Origin of the sequence: Hymenobacter sp. (assembly GCF_031398885.1) — a bacterium.
Lineage (GTDB): Bacteria > Bacteroidota > Bacteroidia > Cytophagales > Hymenobacteraceae > Hymenobacter.
On sequence record NZ_JANNOD010000059.1, the window covers coordinates 157,769 to 179,472 of the forward strand.

A 21,704-nucleotide genomic window follows, 5' to 3' on the forward strand; every position below is an offset into this window, starting at 1 on the left:
TGCTTTATCCCTAACGGCGACCCACTCAGAAGCAACGAGTAACCACGCTGACAACGAGCAACTAGTAACTGACAACTGTTTTCGGTATGGCTACAACTCTACTACTGCGGCGTTTCTGGGGGTCGCTGCTGCTCCTGGCGCTGCTCGTGCCGGGGGCCCGCCCGGCGCGGGCCTCGCACCTGCTGGGCGGCGAGATGAGCTACCGCTACCTCGACGCCAACGGCCCGGTCCAAGCCCCGTTCCGCTACGAAGTGACGGTGACCTTGTACAGCAACGGCCTGGCGGCCAACGACCCCACCATTACCCCGCCGCCGCCCAATGCGCCGGTCGATTTTTACAACCGCACCACCGGGGCGCGGCTCTTCACCGTCGTGATTCCCCGGCAAGGTTTCCTCGGTCAGCCCGTTCAGCCCCCCGTGCCGCAGGGCTGCGCCGTGCAGGGCCCGAACCAGCCGTTCTACCTGGTGCGGTACGTGCGGACGGTCGAGCTGCCGGTATCGTTCGATGGCTACTACGCCGTGTACTCGGTGCTGGCCCGCAACTACGACATCACTAACCTCAACTCGCCGGTGAACCCCGGCCAGCCCCTCACCCTGTACGTGAGCATGGCCCCGCCGCTGATTACGAACCGCTCGCCGGTGTTTTCGGACACGGCCGTGGCCATCGTGTGCCAGAACGACACCACCATCTCGCTCAACAACGCCTTCGACCCGGACGGCGACCGGCTGGTGTATTCCTTCGGCAGCCCCTACGGCCAGCGGACCAGCTTTGGCACCTTTCCGCCCCTGCCCCAAATCGTGCCCTACAATCCGGGCTTCAGCACCACCAACCCGTTTGGGGCGGGGGCCGGCAACTTTGCCACCATCAACGCCAGCACCGGCGTGGCCCAGTACGGGGCCCTGCGCAACGGCAAGTACGTGGTGGCGGTGGACGTGTCGGAGTACCGCACCATCAACGGCCTGGAGGTGCTCATCGGCACCACCCGGCGCGACTTGCAGTTAGTGGTGTCGACCTGCCCGCCCACGCCGCCTCCGGTGCTGCCCCCGGCCGTGACCACGCCCCGCAGCTACACCATTGAGGAGGGCGAGACGCTGAGCATTCCTATTACGGCCACCCAGGCCAGCGGCAACCACCCGCTGGTGCTCACCGTGAACAGCGCCCTGCTCGACGGCAGCGGCCCGTTCAACACCACCTTCAACGGCAGCACGGGCACGGTGCAGCCCGGCAACCTGACGGGCACGGCCACGGCCACGGGCGTGAATTCGGTGAGCGGGACGTTCGTGTTCAACTCGGCCTGCGGCAACGCCCGCGCCACGCCCTACGACCTGGCCGTGACGGTGAAGGACAACGGCTGCGGCGGCAAGCTGGTGGCCGACATCTTCCGCATCACCGTGACCCGGGCCGCGGGCCCCAGCGCCATCACCGGCCCGGCGCTGGTGTGCGAACCGGCCGCGGTGCGCACCTACACCGCCGCCGGGCCCGTGCCCAGCTCCTACAACTGGCGGGTGGTGGGCGGCACCATCGCCGGCGGCCAGGGCACCAACGCGGTGCAAGTGGCCTGGGCCAGCGCCAACACCACCGGCACGCTGGTGCTCAAGGGCGTTTCGGCCCGCGGCTGCCTTACCGACTCGGTGGTGAAAACCGTGGACATCCGCCCCCTGCCCGCCCTGGCCGTGACGCCCAGCGCGCCCAGCATTTGCCTGGGCGGCACCACCACGCTCACCGTGGCCGGCCAGCCGGGCCTCACCTACCTCTGGTCGGGCGGCGGGCAGACCTCCACCAGCACCACCCTGACCGTGACGCCCCCGGCCACCAACACCTACACCGTGGTGGGCACCGACGGCACCTGCACCATTTCGGCCAGCGTGACCGTGGTCGTGACCCCGCCGCCCGCCGCCAACGCCGGCGCCGACCGCCGCATCTGCCCCGGCGTAGCCTCGACGCCGCTGGGCGCGGCCCCGATTGCGGGCGCCACCTACGCCTGGAGCCCGGCCACCGGCCTGAGCAGCACCACCGCGGCCCAGCCCACCCTGACGCTGCCCAACGCCACCGGCGCGCCCATCGTGCTTACCTACACCCTGACGGTTTCGGCGGGCGCCAGCTGCACGAGCGTGGGCACCGTGCGCGTGACCGTGGACCCCGAAGCCACGGCCAACGCCGGCCCCGATGCCGCGGTATGCGACCGTAAGCAGCTGACCCTGGGCGCCCCGGCGCTGCCCGGTTACACCTACGCCTGGAGCCCGGCCACCGGGCTGAGTAGCAACACCGCCGCCCAGCCAGTATTCACGGGCGTGAACGCAACCGCCGCGCCGCTGACCATTACTTACACGCTGACGGCCACCACGGCCAGCGGCTGCGTGGCCACCGACGCCGTGACCCTGACCGTGAACCCCCGCCCGGCGGCGGAAGCCATCACCGGCCCCGTTTCGGTGTGCCCCACCGTCACGGGCATTGCCTACTCGGTGCCGACCCCCGCGGCCGCGGCGTACACCTGGCTGGTGAGCGGCGGCACCATTGCCAGCGGGCAGGGCACCCCGGCCGTGACGGTGAACTGGGGCGCGGCCCGCACCGGCGCCTACCTCCAGGTGTTCCGCCTGAACGCCCAGGGCTGCTCTTCGGACACCACCACCCTGCCCGTCATCATCAACCAGCGTCTGGAAACGGTGCGGCCCACCGGCCCGGGCGACGTGCTGGCCGTGGCCCCGCTGCCCCGCGCCATCTGCCAGGCCGACGGGCCCTACACCTACACCAGCGGGTCGTTTGCCAACGGCTCCAGCTATTCCTGGACCATTACCGGGGGCAGCCAGGTCAGCACTTTTCAGAATACGGTGACCGTGAGCTGGAATCCGGTGACGGTGCCCACCATCGGCGAAATTGTGGTGACCGAAACCAGCAACCCCGCCGGGGGCGTCTGCCGCGGCACTTCCGAAACCTTGCGGGTGCTCATCAACCCCTCGCCCCGCCCCGGCCTGGCCATTACCGGGCCCGGGCGGGTGTGCCAGACCGACGGCCCGGTGACCTTCGCCCTGCCCGGCGGCTTTGCCGGCTCCACGTATGTTTTTCAGCTGAGCGGCACCACTTTGGCCGGCACCGGCAGCAGCCGCACCCTGGCCGCGCTTCCGGCGCCCGGCACCTACGCCCTCACGGTGCAGGAAACGTCGGCCGCCGGCTGCGTGGGCCCGCTTTACACCACCCCGTTCACGGTGGCCCCCACGCCGGCGGCGCCCGTTATTTCGGGCTCGGGCTTCGTGTGTGACCTCGCCACGGCACAGCCGTACGCCATTGCCAACCCGCCAGCCGGCGCCACTTATACGTGGACCGTGACGGGCGGCACCGTGACGGCCGGCGGCACCAGCGGCCAGGTCACGGTCCTCTTCAACCCGAACGGCCCCTACGCCGTGAGCGCCGCCGCAACCAGCGCCAGCCCGGCCGCCTGCCCCGGCCCGGCCACCACCCGCGTCATTCTGCTCGACAACCCCGGCCTGGCCCTGACCAACGCCTCGGTGGATGCCACCAGCAACAACCGCGTCATCCTCACCCTCAACGCGCCCGCCAGCGCCAACACGCCCAACCCGGTGCGCATCCTGCGACGGGTAGCCGGCAACGGGGCCTTTGCGCCGGTGGGCACGGTGGCGGCCTCGGCCACGACCTACGCCGACAACAACGCCGTGGACGCCGCGGCCAACTCCTACGAGTACCGGCTGGACCTGACCAACGGCTGCGGCACGCTGGTAGCCAGCACCACGGCCCAGACCATCCGCTTGGTGGCCGCCGGCGCGGCCGGCACCGGGGGTCGCGACCAGGGCCGCACTGCCCTCGCCTGGAACGCCTACATTGGCTTTCCGGTGCAGGAATACCGCGTGTTTCGCCGCACCGACAGCGGCGCGGCCGTGCTCGTGGCAACGGTTTCGGGCACCACCCTGCAAACGACCGTGGACAACGCCGACCCCGGCTCAACCACCGGCGCGGGCTTCAGCCAGAACTTCCGGGTGGTGGCCGTGAGCAGTAATGCCGACGCCCTGCTCTCCAACTCGAACGAGGCCGGCGTGGAATTCGCCAACGTCGTCAAAACCTACAACATCATCACCCCCAACCGCGACGGCCTCAACGACGTGCTGGTGATTGACAACGTCCAGCTTTACCCCGGCAACCAGTTCACCGTCTTCAACCGCTGGGGCCGCGAGGTGTACCGCACCACCGGCTACCAGAACAACTGGGGCGGCGACGAGAGCACCCCCGCCGGCACCTACTACTACCTGCTGAAACTGCCCAACGGCCCCAGCACCAAGGGCTGGTTTGAGGTGGTGAAATAAATCACGGATTTCGCGGATTCAGGCGGATTATTCGAATTTTGTAGGCGTTTACCCTTCATAACAAACAAAAAAGGCTTGCCCAGCGGCAAGCCTTTTTTGTTCCCCAACATGGTGCTATTCGCCTTCGACTACAAAATCCGAGTACTCCGCCTGAATCCGCAAAATCCGTGATTTACCTTTGCGCCCCCTATGAGCCGAGCCAAAAACATACCCGCCGAATTACTCCGCAACGTTACAATTCAGGACATGGTGGCCGAAGGCAAGTGCCTCGTCCGCGTCGAGAACCTCGTCATCTTCGTCTCGCAGGTGGCCCCCGGCGACGTGGTGGACCTGAAAGTCACCAAGGCCAAAAAGAGCTTTCTGGAAGCCGTGCCGGTCAAGTTCCATTCCTATTCGGAGCAGCGCACCACGCCGTTTTGCCAGCACTTTGGCACCTGCGGCGGCTGCAAGTGGCAGCACCTCACCTACGACTCGCAACTGCACTACAAGCAGCAGCAGGTGGTCGACCAGCTCACGCGCATCGGCAAAGTCGCGCTACCCGAGATTCCGTTCATCCTTTCCTCGCCGCAGCGCACGTACTACCGCAACAAGCTCGAATACACCTTCAGCGACAACGGCTGGCTGACCACCGAGCAGATTAACGACGACTCGCGCACCTACAACCGCGAAGTGCTGGGCTTCCACACCCCCACCCGCTTCGACAAGATTATCGACGTGGAGCACTGCTGGCTCCAGCCCGAGCCGAGCAACGAAATTCGCCTGTTCGTGCGCGACTACGCCCACCAACACGGCCTGGCCTTCAACAACCTCGTGCGCCAGACCGGCCTGCTGCGCAACCTCATTATCCGCCTGGCCCAGAGCACCGGCGAGCTGATGGTAATCCTGCAGTGCTACCACGCCGACCCCGCCATTGAACCCCTGCTCGACGCCCTCTACGCCAAGTTTCCCGGCATCACCTCGCTCAACTACGTGCTCAACAGCAAGGGCAACGAGACCTTCCACGACCTGGAAGTGGTGACCTACCGCGGCAAGCCCTACATCGAGGAAGCAATGGAAGGCCTGCGCTTCCGCATTGGCCCCAAGTCCTTCTATCAAACCAACTCCGAAGGCGCCCACCAGCTCTACCAAGTGGCCCGCGACTTCGCCGAGCTGAAAGGCGACGAGCTGGTGTACGACCTCTACACCGGCGCCGGCGCCATCGCCAGCTTCGTATCCCACCAGGCCCGCAAAGTCATCGGCGTCGAGTACGTGGCGCAGGCCGTGGCCGACGCCCATGTGAACGCCGACATCAACCACATCACCAACATGGAGTTCTACGCCGGCGACATGAAGGACATTCTCACCGCCGAGTTCACCGCCCACCACGGCCGCCCCGACGTGCTCATCACCGACCCGCCCCGCGCCGGTATGCACCCCGACGTGGTGGCCCGCCTGCTGGAGCTGCGCGCCCCCCGCATCGTCTACATCAGCTGCAACCCCGCCACCCAGGCCCGCGACCTGGAATTATTGGACGCTGCGTATCGGGTGACGCGCGTGCAGCCAGTGGATATGTTTCCCCACACGCACCATGTGGAGAATGTGGTGGCGCTGGAATTGAAGTAAATCGGTTCTGACTTATGGCAGACTTATATAAGAAAGAGCCGGCCCAGATTTTTGGCAGAGCACTGATTGGGATTGTTTTTATCTTATTCTTAGGTTTTGATATCATAGGGCGAGGCAACAGAGACAAGGAAGCATTTTTTCATATAACAAGCCATATCACAGGTATCGCTGATTCAATAGTTGGCGAACCTGGTTCGTATAATAGAAAGCTGCGTTACATCAGAATGCAGGGTTATCCAAAAACATTTGAATTATTTATTGGCAAAGATTTCAGTGATTTTAGCCCAGCCTTCGAGCAGCTTGATAAGCTAAAAGCAGGAGACACAATCACTGTTTATTTTGATGAGACGAAGTCTAGCAATCCTTATTTAAATCGTTTAGTGCAATTCATTAATAAAGGCCAAACACCTTATTTCATCAAAGGCAGCAGAGACATATATGTCGGATATTCCGCTATTGTAGTATGCGCAGGTCTTGTCGCCTATTTATTACTTCTGAGGAAAAAGGGCAAAATCATTTAATTCCAAATGGACTACTTCAACGACCCCGAACTCAACGGCAAATACCTCGGCACCATCACCAAGGATTTCGTTGTCGTGTCCGATACGCTACTCGAAGCCTCGGCCCAGATTCGCAAGAGCGACTTCAGCCAGTATCCCATCTTCGTGTTTGCGCGCCAGGAAGTGGCATTGGGCGGCCTCTTGATTAATGCCGACGAGTTGAACCTGGAGTGGCACGTCTTCGCCAGCTACCTGGAATTGTTCGTGCAGCAGGGCATTGTGGAGCCGGACGGCGTCGACTATTTCAGGGCGAATTACAAGGATGCCGACGAGTACTGCTGCCTGTTCGTGCTCGACGAGCAATTCACCAAATTCGTCTTCGTACCGTACCCGGAAGATTGATTACGTCGTCCCCTTTTTCAGAACTCGCGGGCCATTTCGCTTCGTGGCTTTCTCACTAAAAATCCCCGGGCGCGCCGGTTGGCGGCTGTGGATTAATTAGTTGAGGTGGTCTAGCCAAACCGGACAGAGTTGGGACGTGGTTTGCGGGTGAATTTTGAAGCGGTTGGGGGCGCGGCAGCTCAGGGCCAAGCGGCGGTGGCGACGCGCGGCGTTGTAACAGGCAACGTGGTGGCTGATTTCGGGCCCGGCTTCGGCCAGGCCGGGCACGCTACCGCCGGCGAGGAGTTCGGCTTTGAAACGGCCCCAAAAGACTTCGCGGGCGCGTTGTCGTAGCAATTGCCGCGCCGGCTCATGCTTTGCTGCGCGCCGTGGGCGGCCCGCTCCCGGCTGATGCGCCAGCGGCCTACCCGATGGCCTCCGGCTTGCATTTCAGCTTGGCAGGCTGGCCCGACGGCTGCAAAAACCCCGCTGTAAGCAGTAGGAAAACGTAAGATTTTATCCAGTCAGAAAAAACGAAAGGCCGAAGAAAACAGAGCCGAAAAGGGGGCCTACCGCCTGGCTACTCCCGTGCTTGCTGCCCCTTGTTGCTGTTGCCCTGCTGAATTGTTGCAACAAACCAGCAGCACCCAATTCTGAAGGGTTTCGGCTATCTTAAGGCGTTTCCCGGGCTTACTCTTTTTGTGCGGCGATGATTAATTCCCAACCCACTGCGCCCAGTTATCCGGGCTCCGGCCGCTGGATTCTGACCGCGGCAATTACGGCCTCCTGCATGGCTTTCATCGACGGCTCCGCGCTCAACGCCGCGTTGCCGGCCGTGCAGCGGGACCTGCAGGCCAGCGGCGCGGGGCTGCTGTGGGTGTTGAACGGGTACCTGCTGGTACTGGCCGCGCTTGTCCTGGAGGGTGGCTCCCTGGGCGACCGGCTGGGCCGGAAGCGGGTTTGCATGGCCGGAATCGGTGTGTTTGCGCTGGCCTCGCTGGGTTGCGGGCTCGCGCCCACCACCAGCTGGCTCATTGCGGCCCGAATCGTGCAGGGCGTGGGCGGCGCGTTGCTCATTCCAGGCAGTCTGGCGCTGATTTCGGCGGGCTTCCCGGCCGACCAGCGCGGCAAAGCCATCGGCACCTGGTCGGCGACTACCACGCTGGTTACGCTGGGCGGGCCGGCACTGGGCGGCTGGCTGGCCGATGCCGGCTGGTGGCGCGTTATTTTCCTGCTCAACCTGCCCCTGGCGGCGGCGGCGCTGCTGGTGCTCTGGCACAAAGTGCCCGAAACCCGCGACGAAACCGCGACCGGCACCGACTGGACGGGCAGCGCGCTGGCCACGACGGGCCTGGCGGCCCTCACCTTTGGCCTGCTCTCCGCCCCCGACCGTGGGTGGGGCCATCCGCTGACCTGGGGCGCCATCGGTGGTGGGGTAGCCGCTTTGGCGTTGTTCGTGCGCGTGGAAAGCCTCAGCAAGCACCCCATGCTGCCGCTGCCCTTGTTTCGCAGCCGCACCTTCAGCGGGGCCAACCTGCTCACACTGCTGCTGTACGGCGCCCTGACGGCGGCCATGCTCTTTCTCTCGCTCAACCTGGTGCAGCTGCAGCACTATTCGCAGCTGCAGGCGGGGCTGGCGTTTATGCCCCTGGCCGGCCTGATTTCGTTGCTCTCGCGCTGGGCGGGCCGCCGGGCCGACGCGCACGGCCCCCGAACCCTGCTTACCACTGGCCCCCTGGTGGTGGCCGCCGGCTTCGGCTGGCTGGGCCACGTGGGCCTCACGGCCGGGCCAGCGGAGTACTGGACGACTTTTTTTCCGGGCCTCGTCCTTTTCGGCCTGGGCATGGCCCTGACCGTGGTGCCGCTGACCACGGCCGTGATGACGGCCGTGGCGGACCACTACGCCGGCACCGCGTCGGGCATCAATAATGCCGTTGCCCGCACGGCCGGCGTGCTGGCGCTGGCCCTGCTGGGGGCCTTCGCCCTGACGCACTTTGCCGGCCAGCTCCAGCAACGGACCGCGCGGCTTCCCCTTTCGTCCGCGGCGCGGTTGGCCCTGCACCAGCAGGCCGGCAGGCTGGGGGCGGCAACCGTTCCGGCCTCGGTACCCGCGCCGCAGCGCCCGGCCGTGCAGACCGCCATCGGGCAGGCCTTTGAGGACACCTACCAGTGGATGCTCTGGCTGTGTGCCGGGCTGGCCCTGGGCAGCGCCGGGGTCGCCTTCTGGCTGATACCCAACGGCCGCCGACAAACCACTCCGAATGCCGGAGCAGTGGCCGCTGGCTAGTCCACCCGGGTGAATACGTCTCGGAACTTTCGAAGGCTTCAAGCGGAAAAAGCCAACTCGCAACAAACGTCGCGGAGTCAGGGGTACCGTAGCCGTTTGGCAACCGTCACCCGTGCCACGCCGGTGACGCGGGCGATGCTGCGCTGGGAATTGCGTTCCACCAACAGCGCATCGACCTGTGCATACTGGGCCACTTTGGCGACGGCCGCCGGCTCAAACCGCGCCTGGTACCCGCCGGCTTTACACTGATAACGGGCGTGGCCGGCCAAATGGCCGTTTCGCCGAATGTGTTCGCTGCCGCACTTGGCGCAATAGTGTTGTGTAAATATCATCAGCTTTTTAAAGGTGTCATCTTACTATGGACCACCACCCGAATTTTTTCTACCCTAATCCATGTTTTTTGGAAGTCATTCACGGGTTACATTCACGGGTTACTTGGTAAGTTATCGACAGCCAACAGCCAGCACCCCGGCCGGTGATTTCCGCACGGTTTACCCGGGCCAGGGGCTGGCTGCTCAAGTTTGGCGCTGCTCCTTTTTTCACTCTTTTAGCCTCTCTTGCTCATGAAAGACCAGATTTTGGGCCTGCATCACATCACGGCCATCGCGGGCGACGCGCAGCGCAACCACGACTTCTACAGCCGCGTGCTCGGCCTGCGCTTCCTGAAGAAAACCGTCAATTTCGACGACCCCGGCACCTACCACTTTTATTTTGGCGACGAGATTGGCTCGGCCGGCACCATCCTCACGTTTTTCCCGTGGTCGCACGTCCACGCCGGCCGCCGGGGGCCCGGTCAGGCCACCGAAATTGGGTATTCGGTGCCCGCCGGCAGCTTCGATTTCTGGATGAAGCGCTTCGACGAGCACGGCGTGACCTACAGCAAGCCCGCCGAGAAATTCGGCGAGCCCTACCTCACTTTCCTCGACCCCGATGGCTTGAAGCTGGAGCTCACCGTCTCGAAAACCCCCGACCCGCGCACGCCCTGGACCACGGCCGAGGTCGGCCCCGCCGTGGCCCTGCGCGGCTTTCATCACGTCACGCTCACCCTGGCCAGCGCGAAGGCCACCGCCCAAATTCTAACGGAGGTGTTCGGCTACACCCTGCAGGAGCAGCACGTGAACCGCTTCCGCTACGCCACCGACGCCGTGCCGGGCGCCGCCGCCCTGGTCGACCTCGTGGAAGCCCCCGGCGAAAGCCCCGCCGTGACGGCCGGCGGCACGGTGCACCACGTCGCCTTCCGGGTACCGGACGATGCCACGCTGCTGCGCTTCCGCGAAATCATCGTCCGGCGCGGCCTCAGCATCACCCCGCAGATTGACCGGCAGTATTTTCACTCGCTCTATTTCCGCGAGCCGGGCGGAGTCCTGTTCGAAATCGCCACCGACAACCCCGGCTTTATGGTCGATGAGCCGCTGGCCGAGCTGGGCACCCACCTGCTGCTGCCCCCGCAGCACGAGGCCCGCCGCGCCCAGATTGAGGCCCACCTGCCCGTCATCCGCTGAATCATGACTTACCAACCGCTCACCTACGTGTACCGGGCGGCCGCCGCGGCGGCCGCGCCCACGCTGCTGCTGCTGCACGGCACCGGCGGCGACGAGCGCGACCTGCTGCCCCTGGCCCCGCGCCTGGCCCCCGGTTTCAACGTGCTGAGTGCGCGGGGCAACGTGCTGGAAGGCGGCATGCCCCGCTTCTTCCGCCGCCTCGGCCTGGGCGTATTCGACGAGGAAGACGTGGTGGCGCGCACCCACGAGCTGGCCCGTTTTCTGCGCGAAACCAGCGCGAAGGAAGGCTTCGACCTGGCGCACGTCGTGGCCGTGGGCTATTCCAACGGGGCCAACATTGCCGGCAGCCTGTTGCTGCTCCACCCCAGCTTGTTGGCCGGGGCCGTGCTCTGGCGGCCCATGCAGCCGCTCACGCGGGACGTACCGGCCGCGCTGCCGCCCGCGGCCCCGGTGCCGGTCCTGTTCATGCCCGGCAGCCACGACCCCACCGTGCGCCCCGCCGACACCGCCGCCTACGCGGCCCTGCTCGCCGGCCGGGGCTTCCAGCTCACCCGGCACGACGTGGCCGCCGGCCACGCCCTGACGGAAACTGACCTGGCCGCCGCCGCCGCTTGGCTCCGGCACTTCTAGCAAGCACCGGGGACGGCCTCGCTCGCGCTAGCTACGCAAACTTAGCAGCTAGCGGCGCCTATTCATTCTGGACTGACTGAAAAGCGTCGACTTGCGTTGCCGCGTGTGGGCCGGATGTGCAAAGGAACTGCGCACAACGCCTTTGCTCGGACCGTCATCTTCCATCGGGTGGGCGACATGCGCGACCATATCTTCGAGCAGCAGCGCTACCCTACCAGCGGGCCGACCCCGCACAGGGCCGCCACCGCGTTGCGGAACCTAGTGTGTCTCCAGCGCGCGCCGTGCAGACCCTGCGTGGCCATGGCCAGCCCGTGGAGGTGCGCTCTTGCCATCCTTGTCGCCGCCGGGGGGGGAAGCGCACAAACCCAACAGGAGACTTCTCATGAGGCACCAAACGCGCCGTGAGCAAAAGTGCAAGGCTACTGCACCGGCACCGTTTTGGGTGCGCCCTCGTAGCGCGACACGATGCGCCCACCCGCCGAAGGGCCCTGCTGAAGCTGGTCCACTATCCGGGTGCGGTTGGTGAAGGCCTGCGCGGGGCCGTTGAGCAGCGGAGCCAGGTTGGAGGCGGCCACAATCAGACTGGTGCTGCCCACGGCCGACTGCAGAATGACCTGGATGGGGTCGCTCTGCCCGGCGCCGTCGATGGTCACGTCCACGGTTTCGCTGGCCGCTACCGGGGCGCCGTCCCACGCCACGGTGTAGGCGCTGCCTTTGGCGAAGCCGACGAGGGAGGCCGGCAACTCAACTGCCACCGGCGCCGGCACGGCGTTGACGAAGGTTTTTCCGTCGGTGTCTTTGAACGTGAAGGTACCCCCCTGGGGCAGCTGGCCGGCAAACTGCTTCTCGTAGTAATTCAACAGCGGCACGAAGGTGAGCACGTCGTTGCCGAACCGCACCTCCGACGGGGCCGAAAGCTGGAGGCCCGTGCCGGTAAGGTTGCCAAATTTAAAGGCAGCGCGGGCGTAGGTTTTATCCTGCGCTTTGTTGTAAACGAGGGAAAACTCCGAGAAAATACGGTCCTGGTTTACGTTCACGGAATCTTCTTTTTCGCAGCTGGTGGCGGCAAACGCCCCGCCCATCAAAAGCAACAGAGTCAGGGGGCGAAGCAGGGTGGACAGCATTTTCATGGTTAGTTGGTGGTTAAAACCGGGCAGCAATGGGCCCGCGTGAATGGATGCGGCCCCCAAAACAAAGGTGGTGCCAGCTCCTCAGAATTTTGTGGGCCGCAGGCCAAAAAGGGGCTGGACGGCTTGCCAGCGGCAGTTTTAAAAACCACAAAAAGCCCCAAAAGAGCGGCCGCACGCTGGTTTTGCGCGTGCGCAGGCCAGAATCAGACCGCCCCGTTGGGGCGCAGCAAGGTTTGTAAAAGGCAGCAGCTGGCCTAGTTCCGGCGCTGCACCGGCAGGTCTTCCAGCTGCGCGTAGCTGAGCTTCCAGGCGTTGTCGGCGCCCTTTTTCCAAAGGAAAATGTAGTTGCCTTCGCCAAAGCCGCGGGGCTGGTTGGGGCCCGCCGGCAGCACGTCCACCGAGAACGTGCCGGCTTCGTAGGCCGTGTTGGCGTCCGTAGTCGAACTTACCACGCTGGTCTTCAGGCCGCTGATGGTGGGCATGGTTTCATTAACCCACTTCTGCGCGACCTCACCTTTTCCCTTCCAATGGGCGCTGCCTTGCACGAAGCTTACGTCTTCGGCCAGGAAGCCAGTGATTTTGCCAGAATCCTTGTTGTTCCAGGCGCTGATGAATTCTTGGTTCAGGCGCTGAATGTTCACCGCTTCGTCCGCTTTGGTACAAGAGGTGAGCGTGGCGGCCATGAGCAAACTACACAGGAGGACTTTCATAAAATCGAAAAAAATTGGTGACAAACTAAGTAGTCGTCCAGAAGTAAACGAGTTGTCAGTTGTCAGTTGCTCGTTGTTCGTCAGATATTTATCAAAGGGCTAACAACTGACAACTAATGCCTGACAACTTAAATGGAACAGCCCCATTCAGGCAGTACGATGAGGCCCCATAAAAACCAAACCCCAGGCGCGGGGCCCGGGGTTTAGCGCTTGAGCGGCGCCGGCAGCTACCAGCTTTTGCGGCGGTATTCCGAGGTCGAATACGGGTGCGAGGCGTCGCCGTAAGCGTCATTGGGCAAGTAAGCGGCGTTCGAGGCGTAGGGAACGGGGTTGCCCTGCGCGTCGTAGGCCATTGCGGCGGAGCCAGCCACCAGGCTATTACCCGGCATGGCAGCGGGTTGGAGGCGGGTTGGGGCCACCGTTTGGCGGGCGTTGCGGCGCGCCAGCGAGCGGCGGTATTCGGCGTTGCGGGCCGCCGCGGCCCGGTTGGCCGCCGCAATGCGGGCCCGCTCCTTCTGCTTGTTATCGATGTGCTTGCCGACGCCGTAGCCCACCGCGCCCCCCGCTACCCCGCCCACCACGCCGCCCACGGCCCGGTTGCGCTTGTTAATCACGGCGCCCAGCACCGCCCCGGAACCGGCCCCAATGACGGCGCCTTTGGCCTGCGGGCTCCAGCCCCGGCGCTCCTGCGCTTGGGCGGAAGATGGACCGAACGAGGTGCTCAGCAGCACCACCAAACTAAAGATATACGGGAGCTTATTCATGGTCGGAGAATAAAAAGTCAGCGGGAGAAAAACAGCTGCGGTTCCTGGCAGAACGACAACTGGCGTGCCGAACCCGCTGCTGTTGTGCCCACCCTAACGGCCGCGCTTACCGAAGGTTGATTGTCCGCGACGAACCGGGTCAAAAACTCGTCCAACCCTGCGCCTGAAGCGCCACGGGCTGGCCGGCCCTGGTAATGAGGTTGGCTCCTTCGGCCGGCGCGGTGAGGTGCCCGATGACGGTGATATCGGGGTGATTTTTGATTTGGTCGTGCGCCGTCACGGGTACCGTGAACAGCAGCTCGTAGTCCTCGCCGCCGGTCAGGGCGCAGGTGATAGGGTCGAGGTTGAACTCGGCGGCGGCTTCCAGCGTGGGGTTGGCCAGGGGCAGAAACTCGCTGAATACCCGGGCCCCGGTGCCGCTGGCGGCGCACAGGTGCAGCACCTCCGACGCCAGGCCGTCGGAAATGTCAATCATGCTGGTGGGCCGGATGCCGAGCTCGCGCAGCTCGTGCACGATGTCGAGCCGGGCCTCGGGGCGCAGCTGGCGCTGCACCACGTACTCGTAGTTGGCCAGCTCGGGCTGGGTGTCCGGGTCGGCCAGGAAGGCCTGCTTTTCGCGCTCCAGCACCTGCAGGCCCAGAAAGGCCCCGCCCAGGTCGCCGCTCACGCAGAGCAGGTCGGTGGGCTTGCCGCCGCTGCGGCGCACGGCCGCGCCCGCGGGCGCCTCGCCCAGCACCGTCACGGCCAGCGTGAGGCCGCCGCGGCTCGCCGTGGTGTCGCCGCCCACCAGGTCCACGTTGTAGGCCTCGCAGGCCAGGCGCAGGCCCGCGTACAGCTCCTCAATGGCTTCCACCGTGAAGCGCGGGCCCGCCGACACGCCCACCACCAGCTGCGTGGGCAGCGCGTTCATGGCCGCCACGTCCGACACGTTCACGGCCACGGCCTTGTAGCCCAGGTGCCGCAGCGGGCAAAACGCCAAATCGAAATGAATGCCCTCCACCAGCAAGTCGGTGGTCATCACCAGCTCGGCACCCGGCGTGGGCGCAATAATGGCGGCATCGTCGCCAATGCCCAGCACCGTGCCGGGCTGCCGCGAATTGATGCCCTGTTGCAGGCGGCGAATGAGGGCAAACTCGCCAATGGCGGTGAGGGGCGTCAGGTCAGCCACGGTTTTTGTAGTTAACGGTTGGTGATTATTGCTTGAGCGGGCGCGGGACGTCAGACGTCAGCCGAGCACGGCTGTTGCGGCGCGTTCCGCTCACATTCCTTACGTTCGACCCAAAAGTACGCCCGCAAAAAAAGGAGAGAATTGCTTCCCTCCTTTTTCGCACCAAGCCGCAAATGCGCCACTAATCGTTAGTCATCGACCGTTAATTATTAAGAATCCGCTTACTGCACCACCAACTCTTTGTAAATTTTCGTCTGGCCATCGGCGCTCAGCACTTGCACGAAGTACAGGCCGGCCTTGAGCCCCGAAATGTCGAGCAAAAGTTTCTCCTGGCCCTGGCCTTTGCCCTGGGCGCTGATGCGCTGGCCGAGGCTGTTGAGCAGTACCACGCTGCCCACTTTGGCGTCTTTAATTTCGACCGTGGCCGTGCCCTGGGCCGGGTTGGGGTACACGCTGATGTTGGCGTTGAACTTGGCCAGCGTGCCGAGAACGGTCTGGTAGGCGCCGTACGGACCCACGTAGTCGTTGTGGTTGCCCAATTGGTTGTAGTTCTGTCCGCCCGGATTTGGGCTGCCGGCGGGGAATGCCGTGGAGTACATCATCCACTCCGTGGCAATGTTGTAAGCACCGGGGTCGGTGCTGCGCACACCGGGGCAGGAGTTCGGCAGGTTCTGGGGCTGGTTGGCCGTCACCCCGCGCGAGACCGTGGCACGGCGGACGAGGGACTGATTAGCCGAGGACACCAACACGGCACTGGTGCCGGTGCCGTCCGCCGGATTGTTGCCGCTCCAGTTCCCGGTCGCGGTCGAGCAGGTAGCCCCTCCTTGCTTGGGGTCCTCGCCAATCACGCCAATCAGGTCCACAATCACGCCCTGGTCCACGCCGGCCGTGACGGGGTAGCGCACCAGCGCCACGGCATCGTTGCCATTAAAGTACACGGCCCCGCCCCCAATGAGGACCGTGGGCCCCAACTGGCCGTAGGCAACGCTGAACTGGTTGGCCGCGTTGCGGATGACCGGCAGCGTCGACTGGCCGTTGGCAATGACGTAGGTGGAACGCGGGTTGAGGCTGTTCACGCCCACTGCCTGCTGCGTTTCGTTGCTGCGGAACAGCCTCTCTTCCTCCACCACCGCGGTGCTGCCGTTGGAATAGCGCCGGATGGAGTAAGGATTGAGGTTGACCGTGTTATTGGTTGGATTGTAGATTTCGATGGCCCGTTCGTTGCCCGTCGAAGCGGGCGCCCCCGGCGAATACACCGTGCCGCTCATGTGGGCGCCTTCGTCGTATTCGGAAAAGAATAGCTCGGTGCCTTGGGCATGAGCAGCGCCGGCCAGCAAAAGGGCCGCCGAAAGCAAAGAGTACTGGTGTTTCATAAAAAAATTTGGAGTAAAAAAGCCTGTGCACCGGCAAAGATAAGCGCCTGGCACAGATTCATTCATTACCATGACATGAACTGGAAAGCGGACTCATGATTCTCAAAACCATGGGCTTGCGCCCACGAGCCCGGCATCAACTAAAGAAGGGCGTAACCAATGTTTGCTAACAAGCGTTAGCAAGTGTATCTTTACCGTCACCATGTCCCCGGCCACTCCTCTTCGCCCGCGCAAAGCCCAAATCGACCGCACCGCCACGGCCCTGTTCCGGGCGCGCGGCTTTGCGGCCACCAGCATGCGGGAGCTGGCCACCGAGCTGGGCCTGGAGGCCGGTAGCTTGTACTCGCATATCAAGTCGAAAGAGGAAATTTTGCACCGGGTGTGCTTCGGCTTGGCCGCCGACTTTTTTGCCGGCTTCGACGCCGCCACCGTTGGTGCCACCGCCCCGCTGGCCACGCAGTTGCGCCTGGCCATGGAAGCCCACGTGCGGGTGCTCACCCGCGACAGCGCCGCTTCGGCGGTGTTTTTGCACGAATGGCGCCACCTGAGCGAGCCGGCCCGCACCGAGTTCCTGGCCCTGCGCGACCGGTACGAAGCCGGCTTTCGGGGGCTGGTGCAGCGCGGCATCGCCGCTGGCGAGTTGCACGCGCCCGACGCCGCTTTTGCCGTCCTCACCCTGCTGGCCAGCCTCAACTGGCTGCCCACCTGGTACCGCCCCGATGGCAAACTGACCCCCGACGAAATAGCCCACCGCCTCGCCGAGCAACTGTTAAACGGAATGAGGAGGTAGAAATGAAGCATGAGGAATTACCCAGTAACTTCTCGCTCTCTCATACTCTCTTCCGCATTCCTCCCCCAATAATTCTTCATTCCTCATTCTTAATTCCCCATTAAAAATGTACGGTTCCGCCAGCACCCACGACTTGCCGACCACCGCCGCCACCGGCCTGGAAAACGAAGACCCCCTCCTGCTGGCCGAGTTTGAGGCCCGCATTGCCCGGGGCGAGAAGATTGAGCCCGGCGACTGGATGCCGGCCCTCTACCGCAAGCAGCTCACCCGCATGATTGAGCAGCACGCGCACTCCGAAATCATCGGCTCGCTGCCCGAGGGCACCTGGATAACCCGGGCCCCCGGCTTCCGCCGCAAAATGGCCCAGATGGCCAAGGTGCAGGACGAGGTGGGCCACGCGCAACTGCTGTACTCGGCGGCCGAAACGCTGGGCAAGACCCGCGAGGAAATGCTCACCGACCTCATCAACGGCAAGAGCAAGTACTCCAACGTGTTCAACTACCCCACGCCGACCTGGGCCGACTCGAACGTGATTTCCTGGTTGATTGACGCCGGCGCCATCGTGAACCAGCTGGCCAATGCCAAGGGCAGCTACGGCCCCTACTGCCGCGCCCTCGACCGGATTTGCGCCGAGGAAGCCTTTCACCTCAAATACGGGCACGACGCCGTGGTGCACCTGGCCACCGGCACGCCCGTGCAGCGCGCCATGATGCAGGCGGCCCTCAACCGCTGGTGGCCGGCCATCATGACCTTCTTCGGCCCGAGCGACAAGATGAGCGTGCACACCGAAATTCTGATGCGCTGGAAGGTGAAGATGGCCAGCAACGACGAGTGCCGCAACCAGTTCCTGGACATGTACGTGCCCAAAATCTGGGAAATTGGCCTGACCGTGCCCGACGCTAACCTTCGTAAAAACGAGGCAACCGGCCAATGGGAGTTCACCGAGCCCGACTGGGAAGACTTCAAGCGCGTGATTAACGGCGACGGCCCCTGCAACGCCGAGCGCATTGCCGTGCGCCGCGCCGCCGAGGAGAACGGCGCCTGGGTGCGCCGCGCCCTGCTCACGCCCAAGGCGCAGTACGTGCGCCCGCTGGCGTAAAAATCAATTAAAAATTAAAAATCAGGAATTAAAAATGCGCTAAACGGCAACAAGGCTATCCGCTCATTTTGCCTCATTTTTAATTCTTCATTTTTAATTCCCAATGATACAGTCACACGACCCGCGCATGAACCGGCTGGGGCTGCCCGATGCGCCGGCTGAACCGGCTGCTAAGGGCGCCCTCGACCAGTTTGGCACCTACGAGGTGTTTCATCAGAAGAAAGAGGGAACGCCATTTGTGTACGTGGGCCCGGTGCACGCGCCGGAGGCCGACGTGGCGTTTTTGTTTGCCAAGGAGCAGTACAGCCGGCGCTTTGCCTGCACCGGCCTGTGGGTGGTGCCCACGGCGGCCATCAGCGTGACGGCGTACGTGGGCGACCAGGAGTCGGCTTATGACACGCTGCCGCTGCTAGCCGCCAGCAAAGCGCCCGCCCCCGGCGAAGCCGACGATACCCTGGCCGAGGAAGCTGCTTACGCGGCGGGCGAGGAGGATTACGACATCTTCCACCTCAAAAAGCGCGGCAAGGCGCACCAGCACGTGGGCAAAGTGCGCGCCGCCTCGCCGGCCGCCGCCCTGCAAGTGGCCAAGGCCGTATTCGGGGAGCAACGGCCGGTGGTGAACGTGTGGGCCGTGCGCTCGGCTGACGTGCTGCGCTCCGACGAGGAAGACCGCGACATCTGGGCCAGCACACCGGATAAGAAATACCGCGACGCCATCTCCTACAAAGTGCAGGACCGGATTGAGAAATTCAAACTGGAGGGGCTCGGGGGCTTGGAAACTTAGGAGCTTGGCCTATCGGACCCGCCCCAGCCTTCTTTTCCCCTGCCATTTCACATCCTAACAGACCAAGCCCCTATGTCCCCAACCGAAGGTCAGCGTCAGCTAAGCCCCCAAGACCCCAAACTCGACCTGCTCTACCGCCTGGCCGACGACCAGCTCATCCTGGGCCACCGCAACTCCGAATGGAACGGGCTGGGGCCCATTTTGGAGGAGGACATTGCTTTTTCGAGCATGGCCCAGGACAAGCTCGGCCACAGCCTGCAACTATACTCGCTGCTGCACGCGCTGGGCGAGGCCGAGCCCGACACGGTGGCCTTTACCCGCAACGCCCCTCAGTTTCACTGCTGCCAGTTGGTGGAGCTGCCCATCGGGGAGTACGACTTCAGCCTGACCCGCCACTTCCTGTTCGACCACGCCGAGTTGCTGCGCTTCGAGGCCCTGGCCACCAGCAGCTACGAGCCGCTGGCCCAGGTGGCCCGCAAGCTGCGCGGCGAGCTGAAATACCACGCCCTGCACGCCAACACCTGGATGAAGCGCCTGGGCACCGCCACCGAAGAAGCCATTGAACGGATGCAGCGGGCGCTAAACTTCACCCTGCCCTACGCCCTGGGCATCTTCGAAAAAACCGATGCCGAGCCGGACATCATCGGCTCGGGCTTGTTCGTGGGCGAAGACGAGCTGCGCGGGCGCTGGCTGGCGAGCATCACCAAAGTACTGGCCCAGACGGCGCTGGAAATGCCCGATGTACTCACCCTGACTCCGGTAGCCGGCGGGCGCCAGGGCCAGCACACCGAGCACCTGCAGCCGCTGCTCGACGAGATGGCCGAGGTGTTCCGCCTCGACCCCACGGCGGACTGGTAGGCTTTTTTTAAGCTGTTAGCTGATGGCTTCTGGCTGTTAGCTCTTTTGCTTAGAATCTGCTTGAAGAATAAACAGTATGAACAAAACTAAAAGCCAACAGCTACCAGCCATCAGCCAGATAATGGACTGGCTGCAAGCCGTAAAGGACCCCGAGATTCCGACTATCTCGCTCATCGACTTGGGCGTGGTGCGCGGCGTGGAGGTGGACGAGGGCACGGGCAAAGTGCGGGTGCACCTCACGCCCACGTTTGCCGGCTGCCCGGCTATGGACTACATGAAACGCGACGTGGAGCGCACCCTGCTGGCCCACGGCGTGCCCGCGGTGGAAGTCGAAATCAGCCTGCGCGAGGCCTGGACGTCGGATATGCTCACTGAAGCCGGCCGCCAGGCGCTGCGCCAGCATAAGCTCTCGCCGCCGCCGGTGCTCGGCAACCGGGTGCTGGACCTGGATTTTCTCGAATACGCCGAGTGCCCCAACTGCCACGGCCACAATACCGAGTTGCGCACGCCGTTTGGGGCTACGCTGTGCCGGGCCGTGCACTACTGCCACACCTGCCGCCAGCTGTTCGAGCAATTCAAGCCAGTGTAGCTTTGCCGCACCGGCCATTTACCCTCTTGGTTCTTCGATGCGCATTCCCATTTTCTCCCCGTTTAAAGCGGCCATGGTCGCCTTGGTAATCGTCACGGGCTGCGCTGCCTCCTGCAAGCGCGACGGCAGCAAAACCGCCGCGCGGAATCCCGCCTCGGTTGCTGCCGTGAAAACCCAGTTCGACGTGCTGCGCGATTCCGTGGACCTGAAGTGGCGCGGCATGATGGAGAGCGACGACCAGAAAATAGGCGTTACGCGCCTGCTGCTCCGCGAGCTGAAAGACCAGCCCGGTACCGACGCCGCCCAGGTGCAGGCCCTGGAGCGCGCCAACGCCCGCCTCAAAGCCCGCCGCTACACCCAGCAAACCATGGCCACCTCGGCCCTGATTGACCAGTACGACGCCGCCCAGGATTCGCTGTTGCGCGTGCTCTACCCGGCGGCCGCGCCCGGCGGCAACGCCCCCAGCGAAAACGCCCGCAATTTTGTCGAGGGCCTGCAGCAGCTCGATGCCGGCGTGGTCGGCTTCCGGGTGCAGTACGACCGCGCCGCCCGGCAGCACAACGACTACCTCAAGCTGCACCAGGCCGAGCTCCAGTCGCTGGGCGGCAAATACGCCACGCTGAAACCGCTGCCGCTGTTCACAGTGCAGCTACCGTAATTTTTGGGTGGGCGTGCAACCGCTGAGCGGCTTCAGAGGTCAGGGGCAATAACTACCCTTCACTTCTTAAACGCCAATCAGATGCGTCCATTCTTCACCCTTCAGATATTTGCCGCCTCCAGTCTAGCTGCCATTTTCGGACTAGCAGGCTGCACCAACAAGGAAGATGTTGAGCCCACTGGGAACTGCGACACCGTAGTGACGGTGCGCTTGTGCCCTGGCAATACTAGCTTTTGCCCCACGGAGCACACCACCTTGGAGCTGGCCGATGGCTACCGGCTGCAGCCGACTGGTGCAGTGTGGGAAGCGTACGAGCCCCGGCAACGCGAAGGGCAGGTTCTTAGAATTGGGTACAAGAGAGTGATTTGCAACGATATTATCGGCGCAGACTGCATAGACCAAGCTGAGGTCTCTTGCCTCGAAGAAAACTGGAATTGGTGCGGCACTCCGCCGCGCTAGGTAGTTGCAACCCAACCAAACGGGGGGGGGGGCGTCGCGAAGCAATCCCCCGGTGTTTTCTACCCGCCAACGTTTGGCTGTTTGTATGACGCGGCCGGCGGCGAGCG

19 protein-coding genes are annotated in these 21,704 nt (G+C 63.8%); 13 read left to right on the plus strand and 6 right to left on the minus strand.

Translation table 11 applies throughout. The annotated features are described in order from the left end of the window. Nucleotides 1–86: 86 nt before the first annotated feature. The 4 genes from RMO51_RS12720 to RMO51_RS12735 all read left to right on the plus strand — a co-directional run bounded on the left by RMO51_RS12720 (nt 87) and on the right by RMO51_RS12735 (nt 6,817). Nucleotides 87–4,313, plus strand: a complete 4,227-nt coding sequence (locus RMO51_RS12720; protein ID WP_310395174.1) for a gliding motility-associated C-terminal domain-containing protein — start codon at nt 87–89, stop codon at nt 4,311–4,313. Between the two features lie 189 nt (nt 4,314–4,502). Then, nucleotides 4,503–5,915 carry a 23S rRNA (uracil(1939)-C(5))-methyltransferase RlmD gene (gene rlmD, locus RMO51_RS12725; protein WP_310395175.1) on the plus strand — a complete coding sequence of 471 codons (1,413 nt, stop codon included), beginning with the start codon at nt 4,503–4,505 and terminating at the stop codon, nt 5,913–5,915. 14 nt (nt 5,916–5,929) lie between these two features. Beyond that, nucleotides 5,930–6,436 (plus strand): hypothetical protein, encoded by a 507-nt coding sequence (locus RMO51_RS12730; RefSeq protein WP_310395177.1) that lies wholly within the window; start codon nt 5,930–5,932, stop codon nt 6,434–6,436. Between the two features lie 6 nt (nt 6,437–6,442). Next, on the plus strand, nt 6,443–6,817 hold the full coding sequence (locus RMO51_RS12735; protein ID WP_310395179.1) for a hypothetical protein: 375 nt from the start codon (nt 6,443–6,445) through the stop codon (nt 6,815–6,817). Nucleotides 6,818–6,913: 96 nt separating this feature from the next. On the opposite strand, the gene RMO51_RS12740 is transcribed toward RMO51_RS12735, so the two are convergent. Then, nucleotides 6,914–7,153 (minus strand): hypothetical protein, encoded by a 240-nt coding sequence (locus tag RMO51_RS12740; RefSeq protein WP_310395181.1) that lies wholly within the window; start codon nt 7,151–7,153, stop codon nt 6,914–6,916. A gap of 352 nt (nt 7,154–7,505) precedes the next feature. On the opposite strand from RMO51_RS12740, the gene RMO51_RS12745 reads away from it, so the two are divergent. The 3 genes from RMO51_RS12745 (at nt 7,506) to RMO51_RS12755 (ending at nt 11,215) form a co-directional block, all read left to right on the plus strand. Then, nucleotides 7,506–9,083 carry an MFS transporter gene (locus RMO51_RS12745; RefSeq protein WP_310395182.1) on the plus strand — a complete coding sequence of 526 codons (1,578 nt, stop codon included), beginning with the start codon at nt 7,506–7,508 and terminating at the stop codon, nt 9,081–9,083. Nucleotides 9,084–9,646: 563 nt separating this feature from the next. Further along, nucleotides 9,647–10,585, plus strand: a complete 939-nt coding sequence (locus RMO51_RS12750; RefSeq protein WP_310395184.1) for a ring-cleaving dioxygenase — start codon at nt 9,647–9,649, stop codon at nt 10,583–10,585. Nucleotides 10,586–10,588: 3 nt separating this feature from the next. Next, nucleotides 10,589–11,215, plus strand: a complete 627-nt coding sequence (locus tag RMO51_RS12755) for a hypothetical protein (RefSeq protein WP_310395185.1) — start codon at nt 10,589–10,591, stop codon at nt 11,213–11,215. A 419-nt stretch (nt 11,216–11,634) separates the two neighbouring features. Here the strand turns inward: RMO51_RS12755 and RMO51_RS12760 are convergent, their stop codons facing one another. The 5 genes from RMO51_RS12760 to RMO51_RS12780 all read right to left on the minus strand — a co-directional run bounded on the left by RMO51_RS12760 (nt 11,635) and on the right by RMO51_RS12780 (nt 16,360). Further along, nucleotides 11,635–12,345, minus strand: coding sequence for a hypothetical protein (locus tag RMO51_RS12760; RefSeq protein ID WP_310395188.1), 711 nt, complete (start codon nt 12,343–12,345; stop codon nt 11,635–11,637). A 254-nt stretch (nt 12,346–12,599) separates the two neighbouring features. Next, entirely contained in the window at nt 12,600–13,055 is a 456-nt protein-coding gene (locus RMO51_RS12765) for a DUF4440 domain-containing protein (protein WP_310395189.1), read from the minus strand. Between the two features lie 227 nt (nt 13,056–13,282). Further along, on the minus strand, nt 13,283–13,819 hold the full coding sequence (locus RMO51_RS12770; RefSeq protein WP_310395191.1) for a YMGG-like glycine zipper-containing protein: 537 nt from the start codon (nt 13,817–13,819) through the stop codon (nt 13,283–13,285). Nucleotides 13,820–13,958: 139 nt separating this feature from the next. Next, entirely contained in the window at nt 13,959–14,987 is a 1,029-nt protein-coding gene (thiL, locus tag RMO51_RS12775) for a thiamine-phosphate kinase (protein WP_310395193.1), read from the minus strand. Nucleotides 14,988–15,208: 221 nt separating this feature from the next. Beyond that, nucleotides 15,209–16,360, minus strand: a complete 1,152-nt coding sequence (locus RMO51_RS12780) for a T9SS type A sorting domain-containing protein (protein ID WP_310395194.1) — start codon at nt 16,358–16,360, stop codon at nt 15,209–15,211. Between the two features lie 202 nt (nt 16,361–16,562). Between RMO51_RS12780 and RMO51_RS12785 the strand changes: the two genes are divergently transcribed. The 6 genes from RMO51_RS12785 to RMO51_RS12810 all read left to right on the plus strand — a co-directional run bounded on the left by RMO51_RS12785 (nt 16,563) and on the right by RMO51_RS12810 (nt 21,138). Next, nucleotides 16,563–17,150: a TetR/AcrR family transcriptional regulator gene (locus RMO51_RS12785; RefSeq protein ID WP_310395196.1), complete on the plus strand. Its 588-nt coding sequence runs from the start codon at nt 16,563–16,565 to the stop codon at nt 17,148–17,150. Between the two features lie 106 nt (nt 17,151–17,256). Next, entirely contained in the window at nt 17,257–18,249 is a 993-nt protein-coding gene (paaA, locus tag RMO51_RS12790; protein ID WP_310395198.1) for a 1,2-phenylacetyl-CoA epoxidase subunit PaaA, read from the plus strand. A gap of 103 nt (nt 18,250–18,352) precedes the next feature. Continuing rightward, nucleotides 18,353–19,033: a phenylacetic acid degradation b gene (locus tag RMO51_RS12795; protein WP_310395200.1), complete on the plus strand. Its 681-nt coding sequence runs from the start codon at nt 18,353–18,355 to the stop codon at nt 19,031–19,033. 72 nt (nt 19,034–19,105) lie between these two features. After that, a complete protein-coding gene (gene paaC / locus RMO51_RS12800; RefSeq protein ID WP_310395202.1) occupies nt 19,106–19,891 on the plus strand; it encodes a 1,2-phenylacetyl-CoA epoxidase subunit PaaC in 786 nt (261 codons plus the stop codon). Between the two features lie 76 nt (nt 19,892–19,967). After that, the gene (paaD, locus tag RMO51_RS12805) at nt 19,968–20,480 is read left to right on the plus strand and encodes a 1,2-phenylacetyl-CoA epoxidase subunit PaaD (RefSeq protein ID WP_310395205.1); all 513 of its coding nucleotides are present in this window, start codon (nt 19,968–19,970) and stop codon (nt 20,478–20,480) included. 73 nt (nt 20,481–20,553) lie between these two features. Continuing rightward, nucleotides 20,554–21,138 (plus strand): hypothetical protein, encoded by a 585-nt coding sequence (locus RMO51_RS12810; RefSeq protein WP_310395206.1) that lies wholly within the window; start codon nt 20,554–20,556, stop codon nt 21,136–21,138. The last annotated feature ends 566 nt before the right edge of the window (nt 21,139–21,704 follow it).

What these genes read in the sequence shown, in the direction of transcription:
- RMO51_RS12720 (WP_310395174.1), top strand. Translation starts at nt 87, where the DNA reads ATGGCTACAACTCTACTACTGCGGCGTTTCTGGGGGTCGCTGCTGCTC.
- rlmD (WP_310395175.1), top strand. Translation starts at nt 4,503, where the DNA reads ATGAGCCGAGCCAAAAACATACCCGCCGAATTACTCCGCAACGTTACA.
- RMO51_RS12730 (WP_310395177.1), top strand. Translation starts at nt 5,930, where the DNA reads ATGGCAGACTTATATAAGAAAGAGCCGGCCCAGATTTTTGGCAGAGCA.
- RMO51_RS12735 (WP_310395179.1), top strand. Translation starts at nt 6,443, where the DNA reads ATGGACTACTTCAACGACCCCGAACTCAACGGCAAATACCTCGGCACC.
- RMO51_RS12745 (WP_310395182.1), top strand. Translation starts at nt 7,506, where the DNA reads ATGATTAATTCCCAACCCACTGCGCCCAGTTATCCGGGCTCCGGCCGC.
- RMO51_RS12750 (WP_310395184.1), top strand. Translation starts at nt 9,647, where the DNA reads ATGAAAGACCAGATTTTGGGCCTGCATCACATCACGGCCATCGCGGGC.
- RMO51_RS12755 (WP_310395185.1), top strand. Translation starts at nt 10,589, where the DNA reads ATGACTTACCAACCGCTCACCTACGTGTACCGGGCGGCCGCCGCGGCG.
- RMO51_RS12760 (WP_310395188.1), bottom strand. Translation starts at nt 12,345, where the DNA reads ATGAAAATGCTGTCCACCCTGCTTCGCCCCCTGACTCTGTTGCTTTTG.
- RMO51_RS12765 (WP_310395189.1), bottom strand. Translation starts at nt 13,055, where the DNA reads ATGAAAGTCCTCCTGTGTAGTTTGCTCATGGCCGCCACGCTCACCTCT.
- RMO51_RS12770 (WP_310395191.1), bottom strand. Translation starts at nt 13,819, where the DNA reads ATGAATAAGCTCCCGTATATCTTTAGTTTGGTGGTGCTGCTGAGCACC.
- RMO51_RS12780 (WP_310395194.1), bottom strand. Translation starts at nt 16,360, where the DNA reads ATGAAACACCAGTACTCTTTGCTTTCGGCGGCCCTTTTGCTGGCCGGC.
- RMO51_RS12785 (WP_310395196.1), top strand. Translation starts at nt 16,563, where the DNA reads ATGTCCCCGGCCACTCCTCTTCGCCCGCGCAAAGCCCAAATCGACCGC.
- paaA (WP_310395198.1), top strand. Translation starts at nt 17,257, where the DNA reads ATGTACGGTTCCGCCAGCACCCACGACTTGCCGACCACCGCCGCCACC.
- RMO51_RS12795 (WP_310395200.1), top strand. Translation starts at nt 18,353, where the DNA reads ATGATACAGTCACACGACCCGCGCATGAACCGGCTGGGGCTGCCCGAT.
- paaC (WP_310395202.1), top strand. Translation starts at nt 19,106, where the DNA reads ATGTCCCCAACCGAAGGTCAGCGTCAGCTAAGCCCCCAAGACCCCAAA.
- paaD (WP_310395205.1), top strand. Translation starts at nt 19,968, where the DNA reads ATGAACAAAACTAAAAGCCAACAGCTACCAGCCATCAGCCAGATAATG.
- RMO51_RS12810 (WP_310395206.1), top strand. Translation starts at nt 20,554, where the DNA reads ATGGTCGCCTTGGTAATCGTCACGGGCTGCGCTGCCTCCTGCAAGCGC.